11 protein-coding genes, 1 rRNA gene and 1 pseudogene are annotated in these 18,027 nt (G+C 73.7%); 10 read left to right on the top strand and 3 right to left on the bottom strand.

The genetic code is table 11. The features are described from left to right. Nucleotides 1–108 precede the first annotated feature (108 nt). Nucleotides 109–1,625 (bottom strand): 16S ribosomal RNA (locus tag EDD39_RS18015). Nucleotides 1,626–2,293: 668 nt separating this feature from the next. Here EDD39_RS18015 and EDD39_RS18010 point away from each other — a divergent pair. Together EDD39_RS18010 and ptsP are read left to right on the top strand one after the other, a co-directional pair. Further along, nucleotides 2,294–2,743, top strand: coding sequence for a PTS sugar transporter subunit IIA (locus EDD39_RS18010; RefSeq protein WP_030464622.1), 450 nt, complete (start codon nucleotides 2,294–2,296; stop codon nucleotides 2,741–2,743). Nucleotides 2,744–2,783: 40 nt separating this feature from the next. Continuing rightward, a pseudogene (gene ptsP, locus EDD39_RS18005) lies at nucleotides 2,784–4,453 on the top strand (phosphoenolpyruvate--protein phosphotransferase). Nucleotides 4,454–4,527: 74 nt separating this feature from the next. Here the strand turns inward: ptsP and EDD39_RS18000 are convergent. Then, nucleotides 4,528–6,564 (bottom strand): acetoacetate--CoA ligase, encoded by a 2,037-nt coding sequence (locus EDD39_RS18000; protein ID WP_123557307.1) that lies wholly within the window; start codon nucleotides 6,562–6,564, stop codon nucleotides 4,528–4,530. A 156-nt stretch (nucleotides 6,565–6,720) separates the two neighbouring features. Between EDD39_RS18000 and EDD39_RS17995 the strand changes: the two genes are divergently transcribed. Next, entirely contained in the window at nucleotides 6,721–8,292 is a 1,572-nt protein-coding gene (locus tag EDD39_RS17995) for a phytoene desaturase family protein (RefSeq protein ID WP_123557305.1), read from the top strand. Between the two features lie 21 nt (nucleotides 8,293–8,313). On the opposite strand, the gene EDD39_RS17990 is transcribed toward EDD39_RS17995, so the two are convergent. After that, nucleotides 8,314–8,865 carry an NUDIX domain-containing protein gene (locus tag EDD39_RS17990; RefSeq protein WP_123557303.1) on the bottom strand — a complete coding sequence of 184 codons (552 nt, stop codon included), beginning with the start codon at nucleotides 8,863–8,865 and terminating at the stop codon, nucleotides 8,314–8,316. Between the two features lie 212 nt (nucleotides 8,866–9,077). On the opposite strand from EDD39_RS17990, the gene EDD39_RS17985 reads away from it, so the two are divergent. From EDD39_RS17985 to EDD39_RS17955, 7 genes are all read left to right on the top strand, one after another. After that, nucleotides 9,078–9,389, top strand: a complete 312-nt coding sequence (locus tag EDD39_RS17985) for a hypothetical protein (protein ID WP_123557301.1) — start codon at nucleotides 9,078–9,080, stop codon at nucleotides 9,387–9,389. A gap of 264 nt (nucleotides 9,390–9,653) precedes the next feature. Next, the gene (locus tag EDD39_RS17980; protein WP_123557299.1) at nucleotides 9,654–10,625 is read left to right on the top strand and encodes a UbiA family prenyltransferase; all 972 of its coding nucleotides are present in this window, start codon (nucleotides 9,654–9,656) and stop codon (nucleotides 10,623–10,625) included. A gap of 47 nt (nucleotides 10,626–10,672) precedes the next feature. Next, entirely contained in the window at nucleotides 10,673–12,304 is a 1,632-nt protein-coding gene (locus EDD39_RS17975; protein ID WP_123557297.1) for a class I adenylate-forming enzyme family protein, read from the top strand. A 48-nt stretch (nucleotides 12,305–12,352) separates the two neighbouring features. Next, on the top strand, nucleotides 12,353–13,792 hold the full coding sequence (locus tag EDD39_RS17970; RefSeq protein ID WP_123557295.1) for a protoporphyrinogen/coproporphyrinogen oxidase: 1,440 nt from the start codon (nucleotides 12,353–12,355) through the stop codon (nucleotides 13,790–13,792). Then, on the top strand, nucleotides 13,792–14,619 hold the full coding sequence (locus tag EDD39_RS17965) for a class I SAM-dependent methyltransferase (RefSeq protein WP_123557293.1): 828 nt from the start codon (nucleotides 13,792–13,794) through the stop codon (nucleotides 14,617–14,619). Before EDD39_RS17970 ends, EDD39_RS17965 begins: the two co-directional genes overlap by 1 nt. Before the next feature lie 35 nt (nucleotides 14,620–14,654). Continuing rightward, complete coding sequence (locus EDD39_RS42095) at nucleotides 14,655–16,277, top strand: CoA transferase (protein ID WP_279638388.1); 1,623 nt, start codon at nucleotides 14,655–14,657, stop codon at nucleotides 16,275–16,277. A 121-nt stretch (nucleotides 16,278–16,398) separates the two neighbouring features. Continuing rightward, the gene (locus EDD39_RS17955; protein WP_244256777.1) at nucleotides 16,399–18,012 is read left to right on the top strand and encodes a class I adenylate-forming enzyme family protein; all 1,614 of its coding nucleotides are present in this window, start codon (nucleotides 16,399–16,401) and stop codon (nucleotides 18,010–18,012) included. Nucleotides 18,013–18,027 lie beyond the last annotated feature (15 nt).

Here is an 18,027-nt window from a genome sequence, read left to right as displayed (position 1 = left end):
CGAGGGGGCAGTACTGGCAGATCCATACCGTGTGTGCCGAATAGTCAACGTTCCACCCATGAGCTAGCACTCCGGGACATTCGCCCGAAGCTGCCGTGTGCTCCTTAGAAAGGAGGTGATCCAGCCGCACCTTCCGGTACGGCTACCTTGTTACGACTTCGTCCCAATCGCTGGTCCCACCTTCGACGGCTCCTCCCCTTACGGGTTAGGCCACCGGCTTCGGGTGTTACCGACTTTCGTGACGTGACGGGCGGTGTGTACAAGGCCCGGGAACGTATTCACCGCAGCATGCTGATCTGCGATTACTAGCAACTCCAACTTCATGGGGTCGAGTTGCAGACCCCAATCCGAACTGAGACCGGCTTTTTGGGATTCGCTCCGCCTCGCGGCATCGCAGCCCTTTGTACCGGCCATTGTAGCACGTGTGCAGCCCAAGACATAAGGGGCATGATGATTTGACGTCGTCCCCACCTTCCTCCGAGTTGACCCCGGCAGTCTCCTGTGAGTCCCCGACATTACTCGCTGGCAACACAGAACAAGGGTTGCGCTCGTTGCGGGACTTAACCCAACATCTCACGACACGAGCTGACGACAACCATGCACCACCTGTACACCGACCACAAGGGGGCTGATATCTCTACCAGTTTCCGGTGTATGTCAAGCCTTGGTAAGGTTCTTCGCGTTGCGTCGAATTAAGCCACATGCTCCGCTGCTTGTGCGGGCCCCCGTCAATTCCTTTGAGTTTTAGCCTTGCGGCCGTACTCCCCAGGCGGGGAACTTAATGCGTTAGCTGCGGCACCGACGACGTGGAATGTCGCCAACACCTAGTTCCCAACGTTTACGGCGTGGACTACCAGGGTATCTAATCCTGTTCGCTCCCCACGCTTTCGCTCCTCAGCGTCAGTAATGGCCCAGAGATCCGCCTTCGCCACCGGTGTTCCTCCTGATATCTGCGCATTTCACCGCTACACCAGGAATTCCGATCTCCCCTACCACACTCCAGCCTGCCCGTATCGAATGCAGACCCGGGGTTGAGCCCCGGGCTTTCACATCCGACGCGACAGGCCGCCTACGAGCTCTTTACGCCCAATAATTCCGGACAACGCTCGCACCCTACGTATTACCGCGGCTGCTGGCACGTAGTTAGCCGGTGCTTCTTCTGCAGGTACCGTCACTTGCGCTTCTTCCCTGCTGAAAGAGGTTTACAACCCGAAGGCCGTCATCCCTCACGCGGCGTCGCTGCATCAGGCTTTCGCCCATTGTGCAATATTCCCCACTGCTGCCTCCCGTAGGAGTCTGGGCCGTGTCTCAGTCCCAGTGTGGCCGGTCGCCCTCTCAGGCCGGCTACCCGTCGTCGCCTTGGTGGGCCGTTACCCCACCAACAAGCTGATAGGCCGCGGGATCATCCTGAACCGCCGGAGCTTTCCACCGGCCCCCATGCGGGAGACGGTCGTATCCGGTATTAGACCTCGTTTCCAAGGCTTGTCCCAGAGTTCAGGGCAGATTCCCCACGTGTTACTCACCCGTTCGCCACTGATCCACCCCGAAGGGCTTCACCGTTCGACTTGCATGTGTTAAGCACGCCGCCAGCGTTCGTCCTGAGCCAGGATCAAACTCTCCGTGAATGCTTCCACGAAAGAGCGGCACAGCAGCCACCGGAATAAGGCGGCCCCGTGCACTGCGTCCTCGCTAGTGTTTTACTTCAAAAGGAATCTCCAACCCCGACGAGATGTCGAGGCCGGGGATGTCAACATATCTGGCGTTGACTTTTGGCACGCTGTTGAGTTCTCAAGGAACGGACACTTCCTTCGGACCGCATCCCTGCGGACCCTCCGGGCGCTTCGTTCTTTCGTGTTTCGAGCTTATCAGACCGTTTACTCGGTGTTGACCGGAGTTTTACTTGCCTGACTTGCTCTGTTTACCGCCGTTGCGCGGCGACCTGAGCAACCATAGCGGGTCGGCGGCCGAGTGCCTAATCGGGGCGGGGCGGAGTCACCCGGTTGGGCCCGTGGGGGTGGGCGGGCGGGGCGGGTGGGGGCTCACTCGGATGCCGTAGAGTGCGGCGGGTCGACCAAGAGGACTAGACCACTTGCGGGCGGTGGGGTTGGCGGGGATGGTGCGGGGCGGTCGGTTCGTGTGCGGTTCGGTTGGGGCGGGAGGGGATCTTCACCCGGGCGGCTGGTGGGCGTTATGGCATGAGATGTCCGAAGTTGACGTAATTTGGGTTCAGTCGATCAATGGGCCGCTGCCCCGCGGCCGCACGCGATGTACTCCGTACCTGGGAGGCTCCACCATGACCACTGTTACGTCGCCGCTTGCCGGTCGCGCTGTCGGCCTCGCCAACGTTCCCGACCCGGTGTTCGCGGGAGCCATGGTGGGGCCGGGGACGGCCATCGATCCGTTGCGGGAGCCGATCGAGGCGGTGGCTCCGGTGGACGGGCAGGTGGTGTCGATGCATCCGCACGCGTTCGTGGTGATGGACGAGAACGGGCACGGGGTGCTGACGCACTTGGGGATCGACACGGTGCAGCTCAATGGGGAGGGGTTCGAGCTGCTGGTGCACAAGGGGGACCGGGTACAGCGGGGGCAGCCGGTGATCAAGTGGAATCCGGCGGCGGTGGAGGCGGCGGGGAAGTCGCCGATCTCGCCGATCGTGGCGCTGGAGGCGTCGGCGGAGCAGTTGAGTGGGGTGGCGGAGTCCGGTGAGGTCACGGCCGGCGGCGAGCTGTTCATCTGGAACTGACGGAACTTACGGCGACTGACGGCGAAGGGGTTTCGGAACCATGGAGCGGACGCTGCGGGGCGTGGGGGTCAGTCACGGGGTTGCCATCGGGCAGGTGCGGCACATGGGGACGGCGGTGCTGGAACCGCCGGTGACCCAGGTGTCGGCGGAGGAGGTGCCGCGGGAGCAGGCCCGGGCGCAGGCGGCGGTGGATGCGGTGGCCGCGGACCTGGTGGCGCGCGGGAACCTGGCGGGAGGTGAGGCGCAGGCGGTGCTGGAGGCGCAGGCGTTGATGGCGCAGGACCCGGAGCTGCTGGCGGACGTGAACCGGCGGATCGAGTCGGGGAGCAGCGCGGAGCGCGGGGTGTACGACGCGTTCGCGGCGTACCGGGAGTTGTTGGCGGCGGCGGGTGAGTACCTGGCCGGGCGGGTGGCGGACCTGGACGACGTGCGGAACCGGATCGTGGCGCGGCTGTTGGGGGTGCCGATGCCGGGGGTGCCGGACAGTGACGAGCCGTACGTGCTGCTGGCGCGGGACCTGGCGCCGGCGGACACGGCGTTGCTGGATCCGTCGCTGGTGCTGGGGTTCGTGACGGAGGAGGGCGGGCCGACGTCGCACAGCGCGATCCTGGCGCGGGCGATGGGGGTGCCGGCGGTGGTGGCGCTGGCGGGGGCTACGGGGTTGGCGGAGGGGGTGGTGGTGGCGGTCGACGGGGGTTCGGGCGAGGTGCTGGTGGAGCCTTCGGCGGAGCGGCAGGAGGAGTTGCGGCGGCTGGCGGCGGAGCGGAAGGCGGCGCTGGCGGCTTCGAGCGGGCCGGGGCGGACGTCGGACGGGTTCATGGTGCCGTTGCTGGCGAACGTGGGCGGGCCGGCGGACGTGCCGGCGGCGTTGGAGAACGGGGCGGAGGGGGTCGGGCTGTTCCGGACCGAGTTCCTGTTCTTGGACGACTCGGCGAAGGCTCCGGGTGAGGACAAGCAGGTCGAGGCGTACCGGAAGGTGCTGGAGGCGTTTCCGGGGGGCCGGGTGGTGGTGCGGGTGCTGGATGCGGGGCGGACAAGCCGTTGGAGTTCCTGACGCCCGGGGACGAGCCGAATCCGGCGCTGGGGGTGCGCGGGTTGCGGACGCTGTTGGAGCACCCGGAGGTGCTGCGCTCGCAGTTGCGGGCGTTGGCGCGGGCGGCGGAGGGGTTGACGGTGCGCCTGGAGGTGATGGCGCCGATGGTGGCGGACGGGGTGGACGCGCGGGCGTTCGCGGTGGCCTGCCGGGAGGTGGGACTGGACGCCAAGTACGGGGCGATGGTGGAGATTCCGTCGGCCGCGCTGCGGGCGGCGGCGGTGCTGCGGGAGGTGGAGTTCCTGTCGCTGGGGACGAACGACCTGGCGCAGTACGCGTTCGCGGCGGACCGGCAGGTGGGGTCGTTGGCGCGGTTGCAGGATCCGTGGCAGCCGGCGCTGCTGGACCTGATCGCGGCGGCGGCGGACGCGGCGAAGGCGGCCGGGAAGAGCTGCGGGGTGTGCGGGGAGGCGGCGGCGGATCCGCTGCTGGCGTGCGTGTTGACGGGGCTGGGGGTGACCAGTCTGTCGATGGGTGCGGCGTCGATCCCGTACGTGCGGGCGGCGTTGGCGCGGGCGTCGTTGGCGCAGTGCCAGCGGGCGGCGGAGGCGGCGCGGGCGGCGGACACGGCCGAGGAGGCGCGGGCGGCGGCGGAGCAGGTGCTGTCCGGGCAGTAGGAGGGGTGTGGTCTCCCGAGGGGTTCCGCTGCTGCCGTGGGGGTGGCAGCGGGACCCCTCGGGGTCTTGCGCGGTCAGGACTGCTTGCGGGTGGTGGCGAGCTGTTCGAAGAAGCGCAGGTGGTCGAGGTTGTCGACGGAGCCGGGGTTGACGGCCTTGGTGAGGGGGGTGCCGCCGAGCAGGCGCTTGACCGGGACTTCGAGGCGCTTGCCGGTGAGGGTGTGCGGGAGGCCCTGGACGGTGATCACCTCGTCGGGGACGTGGCGCGGGGAGAGTTCGGTGCGCAGCGAGGTGCGGATCCGGGCGGTGAGGGCGTCGTCGAGTTCGGCGCCGGGGGCGAGGACGACGAACAGCGGCATCCAGTAGCCGCCGTCGGGCTCTTCGAGGCCGATGACCAGGGACTCGGCGATCTCGGGGAGGCGCTCGACGACCTCGTAGATGTCGGCGGAGCCCATCCGGACGCCCTGGCGGTTGAGGGTGGAGTCGGAGCGGCCGTGGATGACGACGGTGCCGCGGCTGGTGGCGGTGATCCAGTCGCCGTGGCGCCAGGTGCCGGGGTAGGTGTCGAAGTAGCTGTCGTGGTAGCGGTGGCCGTCGGGGTCGTTCCAGAAGCCGGTGGGCATGGACGGGAGGGGCTTGGTGACGACGAGTTCGCCGACGGTGTCGGTGTGCGGGTGGCCTTCGGTGTCCCAGGACTCGACGGCGGCGCCGAGGCAGGGGGCCTGGATCTCGCCGAGGTGGACGGGGAGGGTGGGGACGCCGCCGACGAAGCAGGAGCAGACGTCGGTGCCGCCGCTGACCGAGGCGAGCCAGAGGTCGGACTTGACCTCGTCGTAGATCCACTGGAAGCCGTCGGGCGGGAGCGGGGAGCCGGTGGTGCCCAGGCAGCGGACGGCGGAGAGGTCGAGGTCGCGGCCGGGGTGCAGGTCGGCCTTGCGGCTGGCGATGACGTAGGCGGCGGAGGTGCCGAGGACGGTGGCGCGGGTGCGGGCGGCGACCGACCAGAGGGCGCCGGTGTCGGGGTGTCCGGGGCTGCCGTCGTAGGTGACGATCGTGGTGCCGGTGAGCAGGCCGGCCAGCAGGAAGTTCCACATCATCCAGCCGGTGGACGTGTACCAGAGGAACCGGTCGTCGGGGCCGAGGTCGAGGTGGAGGGCGGCCTGCTTGAGGTGTTCGACCAGGATGCCGCCCTGGCTCTGCACGATGGCCTTGGGGAGGCCGGTGGTGCCGGAGGAGTAGAGGACCCAGAGGGGGTGGTCGAAGGGGACGGGCTCGAAGACGGGTTCGACGGAGGAGGCGACGAGGGCGTCGTAGTGGAGGGTGCCTTCGGGGGCGGGGGTGTCGAGCAGGGGGACGTGGATGACGGTGGTGAGGGTGGGTAGTTCGCGGCGGAGTTCGGCGACGACCTCGGTGCGGTCGTGGTCCTTGCCGCCGTAGTGGTAGCCGTCGACGGCGAACAGGACGGTGGGTTCGATCTGCTGGAGGCGGTCGAGGACGCTGCGGGCGCCGAAGTCGGGGGCGCAGCTGGTCCAGGTGGCGCCGACGGCGGCGGTGGCGAGGAGGGCGACGGCGGCCTGCGGGATGTTGGGCAGGTAGGCGCTGACGCGGTCGCCGGGGCGGACACCGTTCGCGCGCAGCGCCGCGGCGAGGGAGCCGACCTGGCGGCGGAGTTCGGGCCAGGTGGTGGCGACCGGCTCGGTGGTGCGCTCGTCCAGGTGGAGGATGGCGGGGCGGTCGGCGTTGGCCGGGTCCTCGGCGGCGCGCAGGGCGTGTTCGGCGTAGTTGAGGGTGGCGCCGGGGAACCACGTCGCGCCGGGCATGGTGGCGGGTTCGGCGAGGACGGCGGTGGGCGGGGTGTGGAAGCGGACGTCGAAGTACTCGGTGACGGCCGTCCAGAAGCGGGTGAGGTCCTCGGTGGACCAGCGGTGGAGGTCCGCGTAGCGGGTGGCGGCCTCGGCGTCGGTGGTGGCCGGTGCGAGCGGGGCGGCGGGGGCTCCGTGGTGGGCGGCGGCCCAGCGCTGGAAGTCGACCAGGCGGCTGGCGGCGGCGCGGGCCGGGTCGGGGCGCCACAGCGGTTCGAGGTGGTCCTGGGGGGTCGGAGGGGTGCTCACGTGGTGGTCTCCAGGCCGGGGCGGGGACGGCTCGGCTTGTGGCGGGGCCGTCCGTGGGTGCTGACGGTGCTGACCATGCCACGTGATCGTCCGGGGGTCCAGGGTCGGGCGGTCGGGGTGCTGGTGGGGGCGGGTGGGAGGTGGTAGACCGGCGGGATGACGGTGGCTTATGACGTGGTGATCGTGGGTGGCGGGCACAACGGGCTGGTGGCGGCCGGGTACCTGGGCCGGGCCGGGCTGCGGGTGCTGGTGCTGGAGCGGCTGGGGCACGTGGGCGGGGCGGCGGTGTCGGAGCGGGCGTTCGCGGGGGTGGACGCGCGGCTGTCGCGGTACTCGTACCTGGTGAGCCTGTTGCCGCGGCGGATCCTGGCGGAGCTGGGGGTGCGGGTGGAGTTGCGGCGGCGGCGGATCTCCTCGTACACGCCGTGGGAGCGGGACGGGCGGGTCGGGGGGTTGCTGGTGGACGGCGGGGACGAGCGGCGGACGGCCCATTCGTTCCGTGAACTGACGGGTGGGGAGCGGGAGTTCGCGGCGTGGCGGGAGTTCTACGGGATGACCGGGCGGGTCGCGGAGCGGGTGTTCCCGTCGTTGACGGAGCCGTTGCCGTCGCGGGCGGAGCTGCGGGCGCGGGTGGACGATCCGGTGGCGTGGGCGGAGTTGTTCGAGCGGCCGTTGGGCGAGGCGCTGGAGCGGCGGTTCGCGGACGACGTGGTGCGGGGGGTGGTGCTGACGGACGCGCTGATCGGGACGTTCACGCACGCGCACGATCCTTCGCTGCGGCAGAACCGGTGCTTCCTGTACCACGTGGTGGGCGGCGGGACGGGTGACTGGGACGTGCCGGTGGGCGGGATGGGGGCGGTGACCGGGGCGCTGGCGGAGGCGGCGCTGGCGGGCGGGGCGGAGCTGCGGACGGGGTGCGAGGTGGTGGCGGTGGACCCGGGGGGTGCGGCGGGGCCGGCCGAGGTCGGGTACCTGGACGCGGACGGGGTCCGGCGGCGGGTGGGGGCGCGCTGGGTGCTGTGCAACGCGGCGCCGGCGGAGCTGGAGCGGCTGGTGGGTGGTGAGGGCGGTGCGGAACCCGCGCCGGAGGGGGCGCAGCTGAAGGTGAACATGCTGCTGCGCCGGTTGCCGCGGCTGCGGGACGGGGCGGTGGACGTGCGGGACGCGTTCGGGGGGACGTTCCACGTCGCGGAGTCGTACCGGGAGTTGGAGGGGGCGTACCGGGACGCGGCGGCGGGGCGGCTGCCCTCCCCCGCGCCGTCGGAGATCTACTGCCACTCGCTGGCGGACCGGTCGATCCTGGGGCCGGGCGTCCCGGCGGGGGCGCAGACGTTGACGCTGTTCGGGCTGCAGCTGCCGGCCCGGCTGTTCGCCGGGGATCCGGAGGGAGTGCGGGAGGCGGCGCTGGCGGGGGTGCTGGCGGCGTTGGACGGGGTGCTGGCGGAGCCGTTGGCGGACTGCCTGGCGGTGGACGGGGAGGGGCGGCCGTGCCTGGAGGTGCGCGGGCCGCTGGACCTGGCGGCGGACCTGCGGCTGCCGGGCGGGAACATCTTCCACCGGGACCTGGCGTTCCCGTTCGGGGGCGAGGGCGAGGGCCCGGACGTGGGGCGGTGGGGGGTGGGGACCGGGCATCCGCGGGTGCTGGTGTGCGGGGCCGGGGCGGTGCGCGGGGGCGGGGTGAGCGGGATCCCGGGGCACAACGCGGCGATGGCGGTGCTGGGGCGCTGACCGGCCGGGCCCGGAGCGGGTTCAGAGGCGCAGGTACTCGCCGTCGAACCAGGCGCGGGCGACCCGGGTGTGGAAGGGGAAGGCGAGCGGGGTGTCGGCGGTGGCGAGCTGCCAGCCGTCGGTCTCGTCGGTGGGGACGGAGGGCGGCAGGTCGGCCAGGTTGCGGGCCGGGAGGAGGGCGAACAGGCAGAGGAAGCCGCCGAGGGTGTCGGAGTCGGTGGCGACCAGGCGGGCCTCGGCCGGGTCGGCCAGGATGCCGGTCTCCTCGCGCAGTTCGCGGACGGCGGCCTGCTGCCAGCTCTCGCCGTAGTCGACGTAGCCGCCGGGCAGGGCGAGCAGGCCGTAGCCGGGTTCGATGGTGCGGCGGATGACGGTCAGCCGGGTGTCGCCGTCGGGGTGGTGGATCGGGAGCAGTGCGACGGTGACCGGGAGCGGGTTGCGGTAGCTGATCTCGTGGCAGCCGGGGCAGGTGCGCGGCCAGGCCGCGGTGCCGGCCGGGTAGGGCGTCCCGCACCAGTGGCAGTGGGTGTTGGGGCCGAAGGGGGCGGGGCGGGCGGACGGCTGGGTCGTCATGGGGGCGATGGTAGTCCGGGCGGGTGGCGGGCGGGGTGGAGTCGGGCGGACCGGGGGCGGGGGCGTGCGGGGGTGCGGTCGGCGCGGAGCGGGCGGGGGTGCGGTCCGGCCGGGCGGGTGAATCCGGCGGGCGGCGTTGGAATTCGGAGGTGTGCGCACGGTAGCGATGGGGTGTTCCCGTGAAAGGCACGGGAGTTGACTGTTCATTAAGGATGATTGTGCGAGCGATTCTGGTTTCCCTGATGGCTGCGGGTTCGGTGCTCGGACTGGCGGCGCCCGCTCCGGCGGCCGGGGGCCCGGCGGTCGGCGACGTGGTGGTGTTCTCGACCGAGGCGCAGCCGCTGGACACCTACGTCGACCCGGCCGGATGTCAGCAACTTCCCATTGTGGCACATGTGTTGACCAACCAGACGGACCGGCCGGTGAAGGTGTACGGCAACCCGTTCTGCCTCGGCCCGTCGGTGGTGGTGCAGCCGGGTTACGGGACGCACGTGCCGGGTGGGGCGGGAAGCTTCTCGGCCTGACGGGCATCCGGCCGGCAGTCGGAACTGCGGTCGGAAAATCGGCGCGGGCGATTGGCTGACGCGATGTGCTCATATTGATCGCCCGCTTTTTGTTTCATCATGGAAATGCGGCCGAACGGTCGCACTATGTCATGATGACGAGCGCCGACTCCTCGCCCTTCGCGGCGAATTGGCGCACCGTCAGCGCGGTCGGCTCGTTGTCTCCGGCCCCCCGCGGCAGTCGCGTCCCGGGTTGCGGCCGCCGTCGAGAGGACTGCGTTTCCCGTGGAGCACGTCGCACTTCCCGCTGCCTCCGAGGCGGCCCCGATCCCCTGGCGGGCGTACGCCAGGCTGGCCAAGCTCGACATCTGGGACTACTACCTGAGCGTCCCGCTGGTGGCCGCGATGGTGTCGGCCTCCGGGGCCGGGGTCGGGGCCGGGACGGTCCTGGTGGTGCTGGTGCTGTTCCTGGCGGGCGAGGTCGCCATGAGCGCGGCCATGTGCACCTTCGACGACGTCACCGGGTACCGGGACGGCAGCGACGCGGTGAACTACGGGCCGGACGCGCCCGCCCGGCGGCTGGCCCGGAAGCCGCTGGTGGCCGGGACACTGACGGAGCGCCAGGCGATCCGGTTCGGGTGGGCGGCGGTCGCGGCCTGCGTGCTGTGCTGGGCGGCGGCCGTCGCGGCGGCGCCCGCCCGGCCCTGGTGGGCGGTGGCCGGGACGGCGGCGCTGGCGGTGTTCGGGTTCCAGTACACCTGGTGGCTGCGGATCAGCTACAACGGCTTCCAGGAGTTCTTCCTGGCCGCGCTGGGCTGGTTCTTCGTGCTCCCGCTGTACGGGCTGCTGACCGGGCGGTTCGACGGGTTCGCGGTGGTGCAGGCGCTGGTGTTCGGGCTCGGCCCGCTGCTGTTCGGCGTGTACTCCAACACCAACGACATCCCCGGCGACCGGGCGGTGGGCCGGAGGACCGCCGCGGTGCTGCTCCCGCCGCGCGGCAACGCGGCGTTCGTGGCCGGGTGTTCGGCGCTGGAGGCGGTGCTGCTGGTGGGTTCGGCGGCGGTCGGGGTCGCGCCGTGGTGGTTCCCGCTGGTGATGGCGCCGGTGATCGCGCTGCGGGCCCGGCAGTGGGTGCTCGGGTTCGTCCGGGGCGAGATCCTGCTCGCCCGCCGGCTGGGGATCCACCTGCACCGGGTGTGCTGCGCGCTGCTGATCGGCGTGGACCTGGGCCTCGCGGTGTTCGGCGGCGGGCTGTGACCGGCGGGGCGGGGCGCAGCGGGGCGGGGCGCAGGGGGGCGGGGGCGTTGTTCGGGCGGCTGCCGTTGGACCTGGGGCCGCTGTTCGACACGCTGGCCGAGCAACGCCCTTCGGTGAACGTCCGGTTGGGGCGTCCGCTGGACCTGGCGCCGGAGCGGGGCACCGCGTACGACACCGGGCAGGTGGCCGAGCTGGTGCGGGAGACCGCGGCCTGGCTGGTGGCGGCCGGGGCCGGGCCCGGGTCGTCGGTGGCGGTCGTCAAGCGCAACCACTGGGACTACGTGCTGCTGGCCTGCGCGGCGGCCCGGATCGGGGCGGTGCCCGCGCTGCTGTCGGACCGGGTGCCGCCGGACGGGCTGGCGGCGCTGCTGCGGCGGCTGCGGCCGGACGTGCTGGTCACCCAGCGGGACGTGCTCGGCGGGGCGCGGGCCGCCGGGGTGGAACTGACCGCGCTGGCCGGGCGGACGGTCTGCCTGGACGGGCCCGCCGAGGGCGCGCTGGCGGTGGACGAGCTGCGCGGCGGGCCGGTGCCGGCGGTGCGCGGGCGCGGGGAGGACGAGCCGCTGGCGGTCATCCACACCTCCGGCACCACCGGCGTCCCCAAGCTGGTGGTGCACTCCACCCGGACGCTGATCCGGCGGCTGTCGGCGTTCGAGGCGCGCCCCTGGCCGGTGCTGTCGGTGCGCCGCACGGACACCGTGGCCAGCGCCGTCTCGTTCGCCCACGGGCGGGCGCTGACCTGGACCGTCAGCGCGTTCTGGCGGGCCCCGCGGACCGTCGTGCTGCTGCCCGACTCGGACCCGTCGACGGCCGCCGCGCTGCTGCGCAGCCACCCGCCGACCGTCATGGAGGCGCTGCCGTCCAGCTACGTGCGCTGGCAGGCGCTGGCGGAACCGGCGGCGGGGTCCGCGGGGTCCGCGGGGTCGAACCCGTTCCGGGACGTGCGGCTGTTCATCTCGACCTTCGACGCGGTGCACCCGCCGACCGTGCGGACCTTCCTGGACGCCACCCGGCGGCGGCATCCGCTCTGGATGCAGGGGTGGGGGCAGAGCGAGACCGGGCCGCTGAGCTTCCGGTTCCTGACCCGCGGGGCGCTGACCGAGCCTGCCGGGCGGCACCCCACCACCCGCGACCTGGGGCGGCCGGTGCCCGGGTGGGTGCGGGTGAAGGTCGCCGACCCGGCCCGGCCCGGCCGGACGGTGCCGCCCGGCGAGACCGGGATGCTGTACGCCCGCACCGGGGCGCTCTGCCTCGGCTACCTGGGCGAGCCGGAGCGGTGGGGGCGCAAGCTCGACCGCGGCTGGTTCAACACCGGGGACCTCGGGGTGCGCACCCGCGACGGCCGGGTCCTGGTGCTCGACCGGGAGGTCGACATGGTGCCCGGGATGAGCTGCGTCGAGATCGAGGACGTGCTGCACGAACGGCTCCCCGACGTCGAGGAGGCCGTCCTGCTGTCGGTGGCCGACGGCCGCCCGCAACCGGTGCTGGTCACCGCGGACGGCGGGCTCGACCCGGCGCGCTGGCGGGACGCGGTGCGCGACCTGCCGCCGCTGGCCGAACCGCTGGTGGTCGGCTGGGACGCGGTGCCGCGGACCGCCACCGGGAAGGTGCGGCGGCACGAGCTGCGGGCCCGGGTGCTGGCCGGCAGTGCCGGGATCGGGACCGGGCAGTGGACGTGAACGCGGCGGGGAAGGGCGGGAGTTGACGTGACGAGGGCGGAGGACGCAGTGGGCGCGGAAGACGGCCGGGACGCGGCGGGCGGTTCGGGCGAGGTCGATGTCGCGGTGGTCGGGGCGGGGATCGCCGGACTGACCGCGGCGCACCACCTGGTGGCGGCCGGGCGGTCGGTGCGGGTCTTCGAGGGGGGCGACCGGGTCGGCGGGCGGATGGCCTCCAGCCGGGTGGACGGGTGGCTGCTAGACGAGGGCGCGGAGACCATCGCCGGGGCCGGGTACGAGGCGACCTGGGAGCTGATCCGGGCGGTGGGCGTGCCGGAGTCCGAGGTGCCGGTGATCGAACCCGGGTTCGCGCTGTGGCGGCACGGACGGGCGCACGCCCACCTCGGGCACCCGAAGGGCCTGCTGACCGGCGCCGGTCTGTCCTGGCGGGGGCGCTGGGCGTGGCTGCGCTTCGTCGCCGAACTCGGCACCGCCTGGCGGGGGTTCGACCCCGACCGGCCGGAGACCGCGCCCAGCCGGGACGCCACGCTGAGCGAGTACTGCGCCGGCTCGGCGGGGCGGGAGGAACTGCTCGCCGCGATGCTGCAGCCGCTCTCCAGCCACTGCTTCGGCTGGCGGCCGGAGAGCTCGGCCGTCGCCCCGATGGTGGCCACCCTGCTGTCGGTGGGCGGGGCCGGGGCGCGCTGGATGACCTACCGGGACGGGATGGACACGCTGGCCCGCCGGCTGGCCGAGCGGCTGCCGGTGGAGCTGGGGCGGCGGGTGGTCGCCGTCCGGGAGGAGACGGGCACGGGCCCGGGGGCGGCCGGCGCGCGGGTGGAGTTCGCGGACGGGACGCGGGTGCGGGCCCGGCAGGTGGTGCTGGCGGTGCCCGCGCCGCTGGCGCTGGAGTTGCGCGGGGACGACCTCCCGGACGGGGAGCGGCCGTACCTGGCGGCGAGCACGTACGCGCCGATGCTCAAGGTGGCCTGCCTACTGGACCGGCCGCTGCCCAGCCCGACCGGGGCGCCGAGCTACGCGATGTCGGTGCCGGAGAGCGAGAGCCGGGTCTGCACCGGGCTGATCCTCGACCACCTGAAGGCGGACGGGCGGGCACCCGCGGGGAAGGGGCTGGTCAGCGTGTTCGCCTCGCCGTGGGTCTCCCCCGAGTTGCTGGGCGAACCGGACGAGCGGGTGGTGGAGACGGTCTGCGCGGAGGCCGAGCGCTTCCTGCCCGGCCTGCGGGCGGCCACCGTCCGGACGCTGGTGCACCGCTTCCCGCTCGGGCTGCCGCAGGGGGCGCCGGCGGCCGTCCGGGAGCGGGCCGCGTTCCTGGACCGGCCGACCCGGGCGGTGGAGTACGCCGGGGACTGGGTGATGCTGCGGCCGAGCAGCGAGGGGGCGGTGCGGTCGGGGAGGTTGGCGGCGGAGCGGGTGCTCGCGCACGCGGCGGGGGCGGGTGCGGGTGCGGGTGCCGCTGCGGCTGCGGCTTCGGTGGGGCGGGCGTGATGGGCGGGGCGGTGCGGGAGGCCGGGGGGTCGTACCTGTTCGACAACGGGAGTGCGCACGCGGCCGGGCAGCACCGGTGCCTGGCGGCGTGGCTCGACCCGATCAGTGTCGGCCGGCTGCGGGCGGGCGGGGTCGGGCCCGGGATGCGGTGCCTGGACGTGGGCGCCGGGGCGGGGAGCGTCGCGGCCTGGCTGGCCGAGCAGGTCGCGCCCGGGGGCTCGGTGGTGGCCACGGACCTGGCGCCGCTGCCGGTGCCCTCCCGGCCCGGGCTGGCGGTGCGCCAGCACGACGTGGTGCGGGACCCGCTGCCCGAGGAGGCGTTCGACCTGGTGCACGTCCGGCTGGTGCTGTCCCACCTGCCGGAGCGGGAGGCGGTGCTGGCGCGGCTGTTCGCCGCGCTGCGGCCCGGCGGGGTGCTGCACCTGCTGGAGTTCGACGCCGAGTACGCGCCGGTGCTCACCGTCCCCGACGAGCGGGCCCGGGAGCTGTACGAGCGGTACCAGCGGGCGAAGTTGCGGGCCTTCCGGGCCCGCGGTTCGCACCAGGGGTGGGGGCGGGAGTGCGCCGGTGCGCTGGTGCGGGCCGGGTTCGTCGAGGTGGAGGCGGAGGCCCGGATCGACACGCTCGCCCCCGGGACGCCGCAGCTGGAGATGCAGCTGCACAACACCTGGCACCTGCGGGAGGCGCTGCTGCGGGAGGGGCTGGCGGAGGACGAACTCGCCGAGCTGCGCGGGCTGTTCGGCGACCCGCGGTTCCGGGCCTGCTCGAACGTGGTGTACGCGGTGCGCGGGCGGCGGCCGCGAGTGGCGGGCCGGTGGCGGCCGTGAGTGGTGCGCGGGCGGCGGCCGCGGGTGGCGGGCCGGTGGCGGCCGTGAGTGGTGCGCGGGCGGCGGCCGCGGGTGGCGGGCCGGGCCTGCTTGCGGCGCTGCGGCCGGTGGTGGCGCGGGAGGTGGCGGCCGGGCTGTTGCGCGGGTGCGGGGTGGGCGTGGTGGAGGGGGAACTGCTGGAGGTGGGCGGCGAGTTGGGCTGCCGGATCTCCTGGGCCGGGCCGTTGGGGCTGGCGGTCGGCAGCGAGGCGGACGTCCAGGCGGCGTGCGGGGTGATGCACGTGCACGGCCGGCGGTACGGGGCGCCGACGCCGCTGCGGGTGGACTTCGCGTCGGTGGCGGCCGGGGTGCTGGCCGCGACGGGTGCGCTGGCGGCGCTGCGGGCGCGGCGGTTCGGGGCGGCGTACCGGGAGGTGGGGGTCTCGGTGGCGCAGGCCGCGCTGTTCGGGCTGGCGCAGTACCTGGCCGCGGCGACCGCCCCGGGCCAGGAGTGCGCGGAGCCGTCCGGGGCGGGCGGGCCGCCGTTCGTCGCGGCGGACGGGGTCCGGTTCGAGCTGGAGGCCCTGGCGGCGGACGGCTGGCTGCGGTTCTGGTCCGAACTCGGCGTCGGACGACGGGTGGTGGGCCTGGCCTGGCTGCCGTTCCAGGCCCGGTACGGGACGGCTTCCTGCCCGCTGCCCGAGGAGCTGTTCGCGGCGACGCGGGCGGTCGGCTACCGGCGGCTGGTGCGGGTCGCGGCCGAGTGCGGGGTGGAGTTGACGGTGGTGGCGGCGCGACCGGCCGTCCTGGGCGGGATGCCGTGGCGGCTGCGGGCGGGCGGGGTCGCGGGGCCGGAACGAGGACGTGAACTCGGCTCCGGGGAGGGGCCGTTGGGCGGGGTCCGGGTGGTGGAGATCGCCCGGCGGGTGCAAGGGCCGGTGGCCGGACGGGTGTTGGCGCTGCTGGGGGCCGAGGTCGTGCGGGTCGAGCCGGTGGGCGGGGACCCGCTGCGCGGGGTGCCGCCGATGACGGTGGCGGGTGGCGGCGGGGTGGCGGGTGGCGGGGTGGCGGTGTCAGCGCGGTTCGCGGCGCTCAACCGCGGCAAGGGGGTGCTGGAGGCGGACCTGCGCAGTGCGGAAGGGCGGTCTGCGGTACGGGAGTTGCTGCGGAGGTCGGACGTGCTGCTGCACAGCCTGGCGCCCGCGAAGGTCGCCGGACTGGGGCTGGACGCCGCGGCGGTCGCCGCGCTGCGCCCCGGCCTGGTGTACGCCCAGGCCAGCGGCGGCGGGCCCGGGCTGAGCACCGACTACCCCGTGCAGGCGCACTCCGGCCTGGCCGCGCTGCTGGCGCCGGACGGGCTGCCGCCGCGGCCCACCCTGCTGACCGTCTGCGACGTGCTGGGCGGGCTGGTCTGCGCGGCGGGGACGGTGGCGGCCCTGGAGGCCCGCGAGCGGACCGGGCGGGCGCAGCGCGTCGAGTCCTCGCTGCTGTCGGCGGCGCGGCTGCTGTGCGGGGCGGCGAACCGGGCGGGCGGGGCGGTCGGGGCGGGTGGCGAGGGCGGGGTGGCGGTGTGCACGGATCTGGCCGTCCTGGCGCGGGACCCGCGGGTGGCGGCGGCGCTGGAGTTCGGGGCGGACGGGTGTGCGTTCGTCCGCGCGCCGTGGGAGTTCGGGACGTGAGCGGGGGCGGCGTCGGAAGGGCGAGCGTCCGGGGGCAGTGGCGGGGAGCGGGTTGGCGATGGGTTCGGCGGATCAACGGATGACGGGAGTGGTGGCTGTGACGTGGGTTTCGGTGGCTGGGGTGGAGTTTCCCGACCGGGTGGGGCGGGGGCTGCGGGAGGAGTGGGTGCAGCGGGGATGGTGTCCGGGGCGGGGGCTGTACGAGTTGTTCGAGGAGCGGGTGGCGGCGCACGGCGGGCGGGTGGCGGTGGTCGACGGGGACGGGGAGCTCTCGTACGCGGAACTCGGTCGGCAGGTAAGGGGGTTGGCGGCCGGGTTGGCGGCGCGGGGGGTGCGGCCGGGGTCGGTGGTGGGGGTGAAGGTGCCGGCCGGTCGGCGGGCGTTGGCGGTGGATCTGGCGGTGGCGGCGCTGGGGGCGGTGGTGTTGCCGTGCACGCCGGGGCACGGGCGGCGTGATCTGCTGGCGGTGTGGGGGACGGCGCGGGTGGATGCGGTGGTAACGGTGCCGGAGTGGAAGGCGCTGGTGGACGGGTTGCGGCCGGAGTTGCCGGACCTGCACGAGGTGGTGGTGCTGGGGGCGGAGCCGTGGCCGGAACAGCCGGGGTGGGCACCGGCGGCGGTGGACGCGGAGGCGCCGGCCCGGATCCTGCTGTCCTCGGGGTCGGAGGCCGTGCCGAAACTGATCGCGTACTCGCACAACGCGCTGGCCGGGGGGCGCGGGCGGTACGTGGAGCGGGTGTTGGGGACGGTGGACGGTGCGCCGCCGCGGGTGCTGCTGCTGGTGAGCCCGGCGACGGCGTACGGTTCGCTGGCGGTGGTGGCGCTGGTGCGGTGCGGGGCGACCGTGCTGCTGCCGGACGGGGACCGGTTCGATCCGGCGGAGGCGGTGGCGGCCGTGGGGCGGTGGCGGCCGACGCACCTGGCGGCGGTGCCGACCATGTTGCGCCGGATGGCGGAGCAACTGCCGCTTCCGGGCGAGGACTTGTCCTCGCTGCAGGCCGTGGTGTCGAGTGCGGCGGCGCTGTCTCCGGCGGTGCTGGGCGCGGCCCTGCGGCGGTTCGGGTGTCCGGTGGTGAACGTGTACGGGGCCAGTGACGGGCTGAACTGCCATGCCCGGTGGACGGATCCGGACGGTGACGTGCTGCGGGTGGGCCGGCCGGATCCGGCGGTGGCGGAGTTCCGGGTGTGCGGGCCGGACGGGCGGCCGGTGCCGGCGGGAGTACCGGGCGAGTTGCAGGCGCGCGGGCCGATGACGCCGCTGTGCCACGTCGGGGAGCCCGAGTTGGACGCCCGGCTGCGGGTCGACGGGGGCTGGGTCCGCTCGGGCGACCGGGGGGTGCTGGAGCCGGACGGTTCGCTGCGGGTGCTGGCCCGGATCAAGCAGATGGTGAACCGGGGCGGGGTGTCGATCTCCACGGCGGAGGTGGAACGGCTGCTGGAGGGGCACCCGGAGGTGGTGGAGGCGGTGTGCGTGCCGGTGCCGGACCCGGACCTCGGCGAACGGATGTGCGTCTGTGCGGTGCCGCGCGGGGACGGGCTGACGCTCGGCGAACTGACGGTGTTCCTGGTCGAGTTGTGCGGCCTGGAGCGGTACAAGCTGCCGGAGCGGCTGGTGCTGCTGGAGCAGTTGCCGGTGGGCGCGTCGGGGAAGCCGGACCGGCGGGTGATCGCGGAGCTGGCGGCGGCGGCCGGGCGGGAGACGGAGGCGGTGGAGGCAGTGGAGGCGGTGGGCTGAGAGCGCCGGGCGGGC

The organism is Kitasatospora cineracea (assembly GCF_003751605.1).
Lineage (GTDB): Bacteria > Actinomycetota > Actinomycetes > Streptomycetales > Streptomycetaceae > Kitasatospora > Kitasatospora cineracea.
The sequence above is the reverse complement of the archived record's forward strand: the minus strand, read 5'-3'. Positions and strand labels throughout refer to the sequence as shown.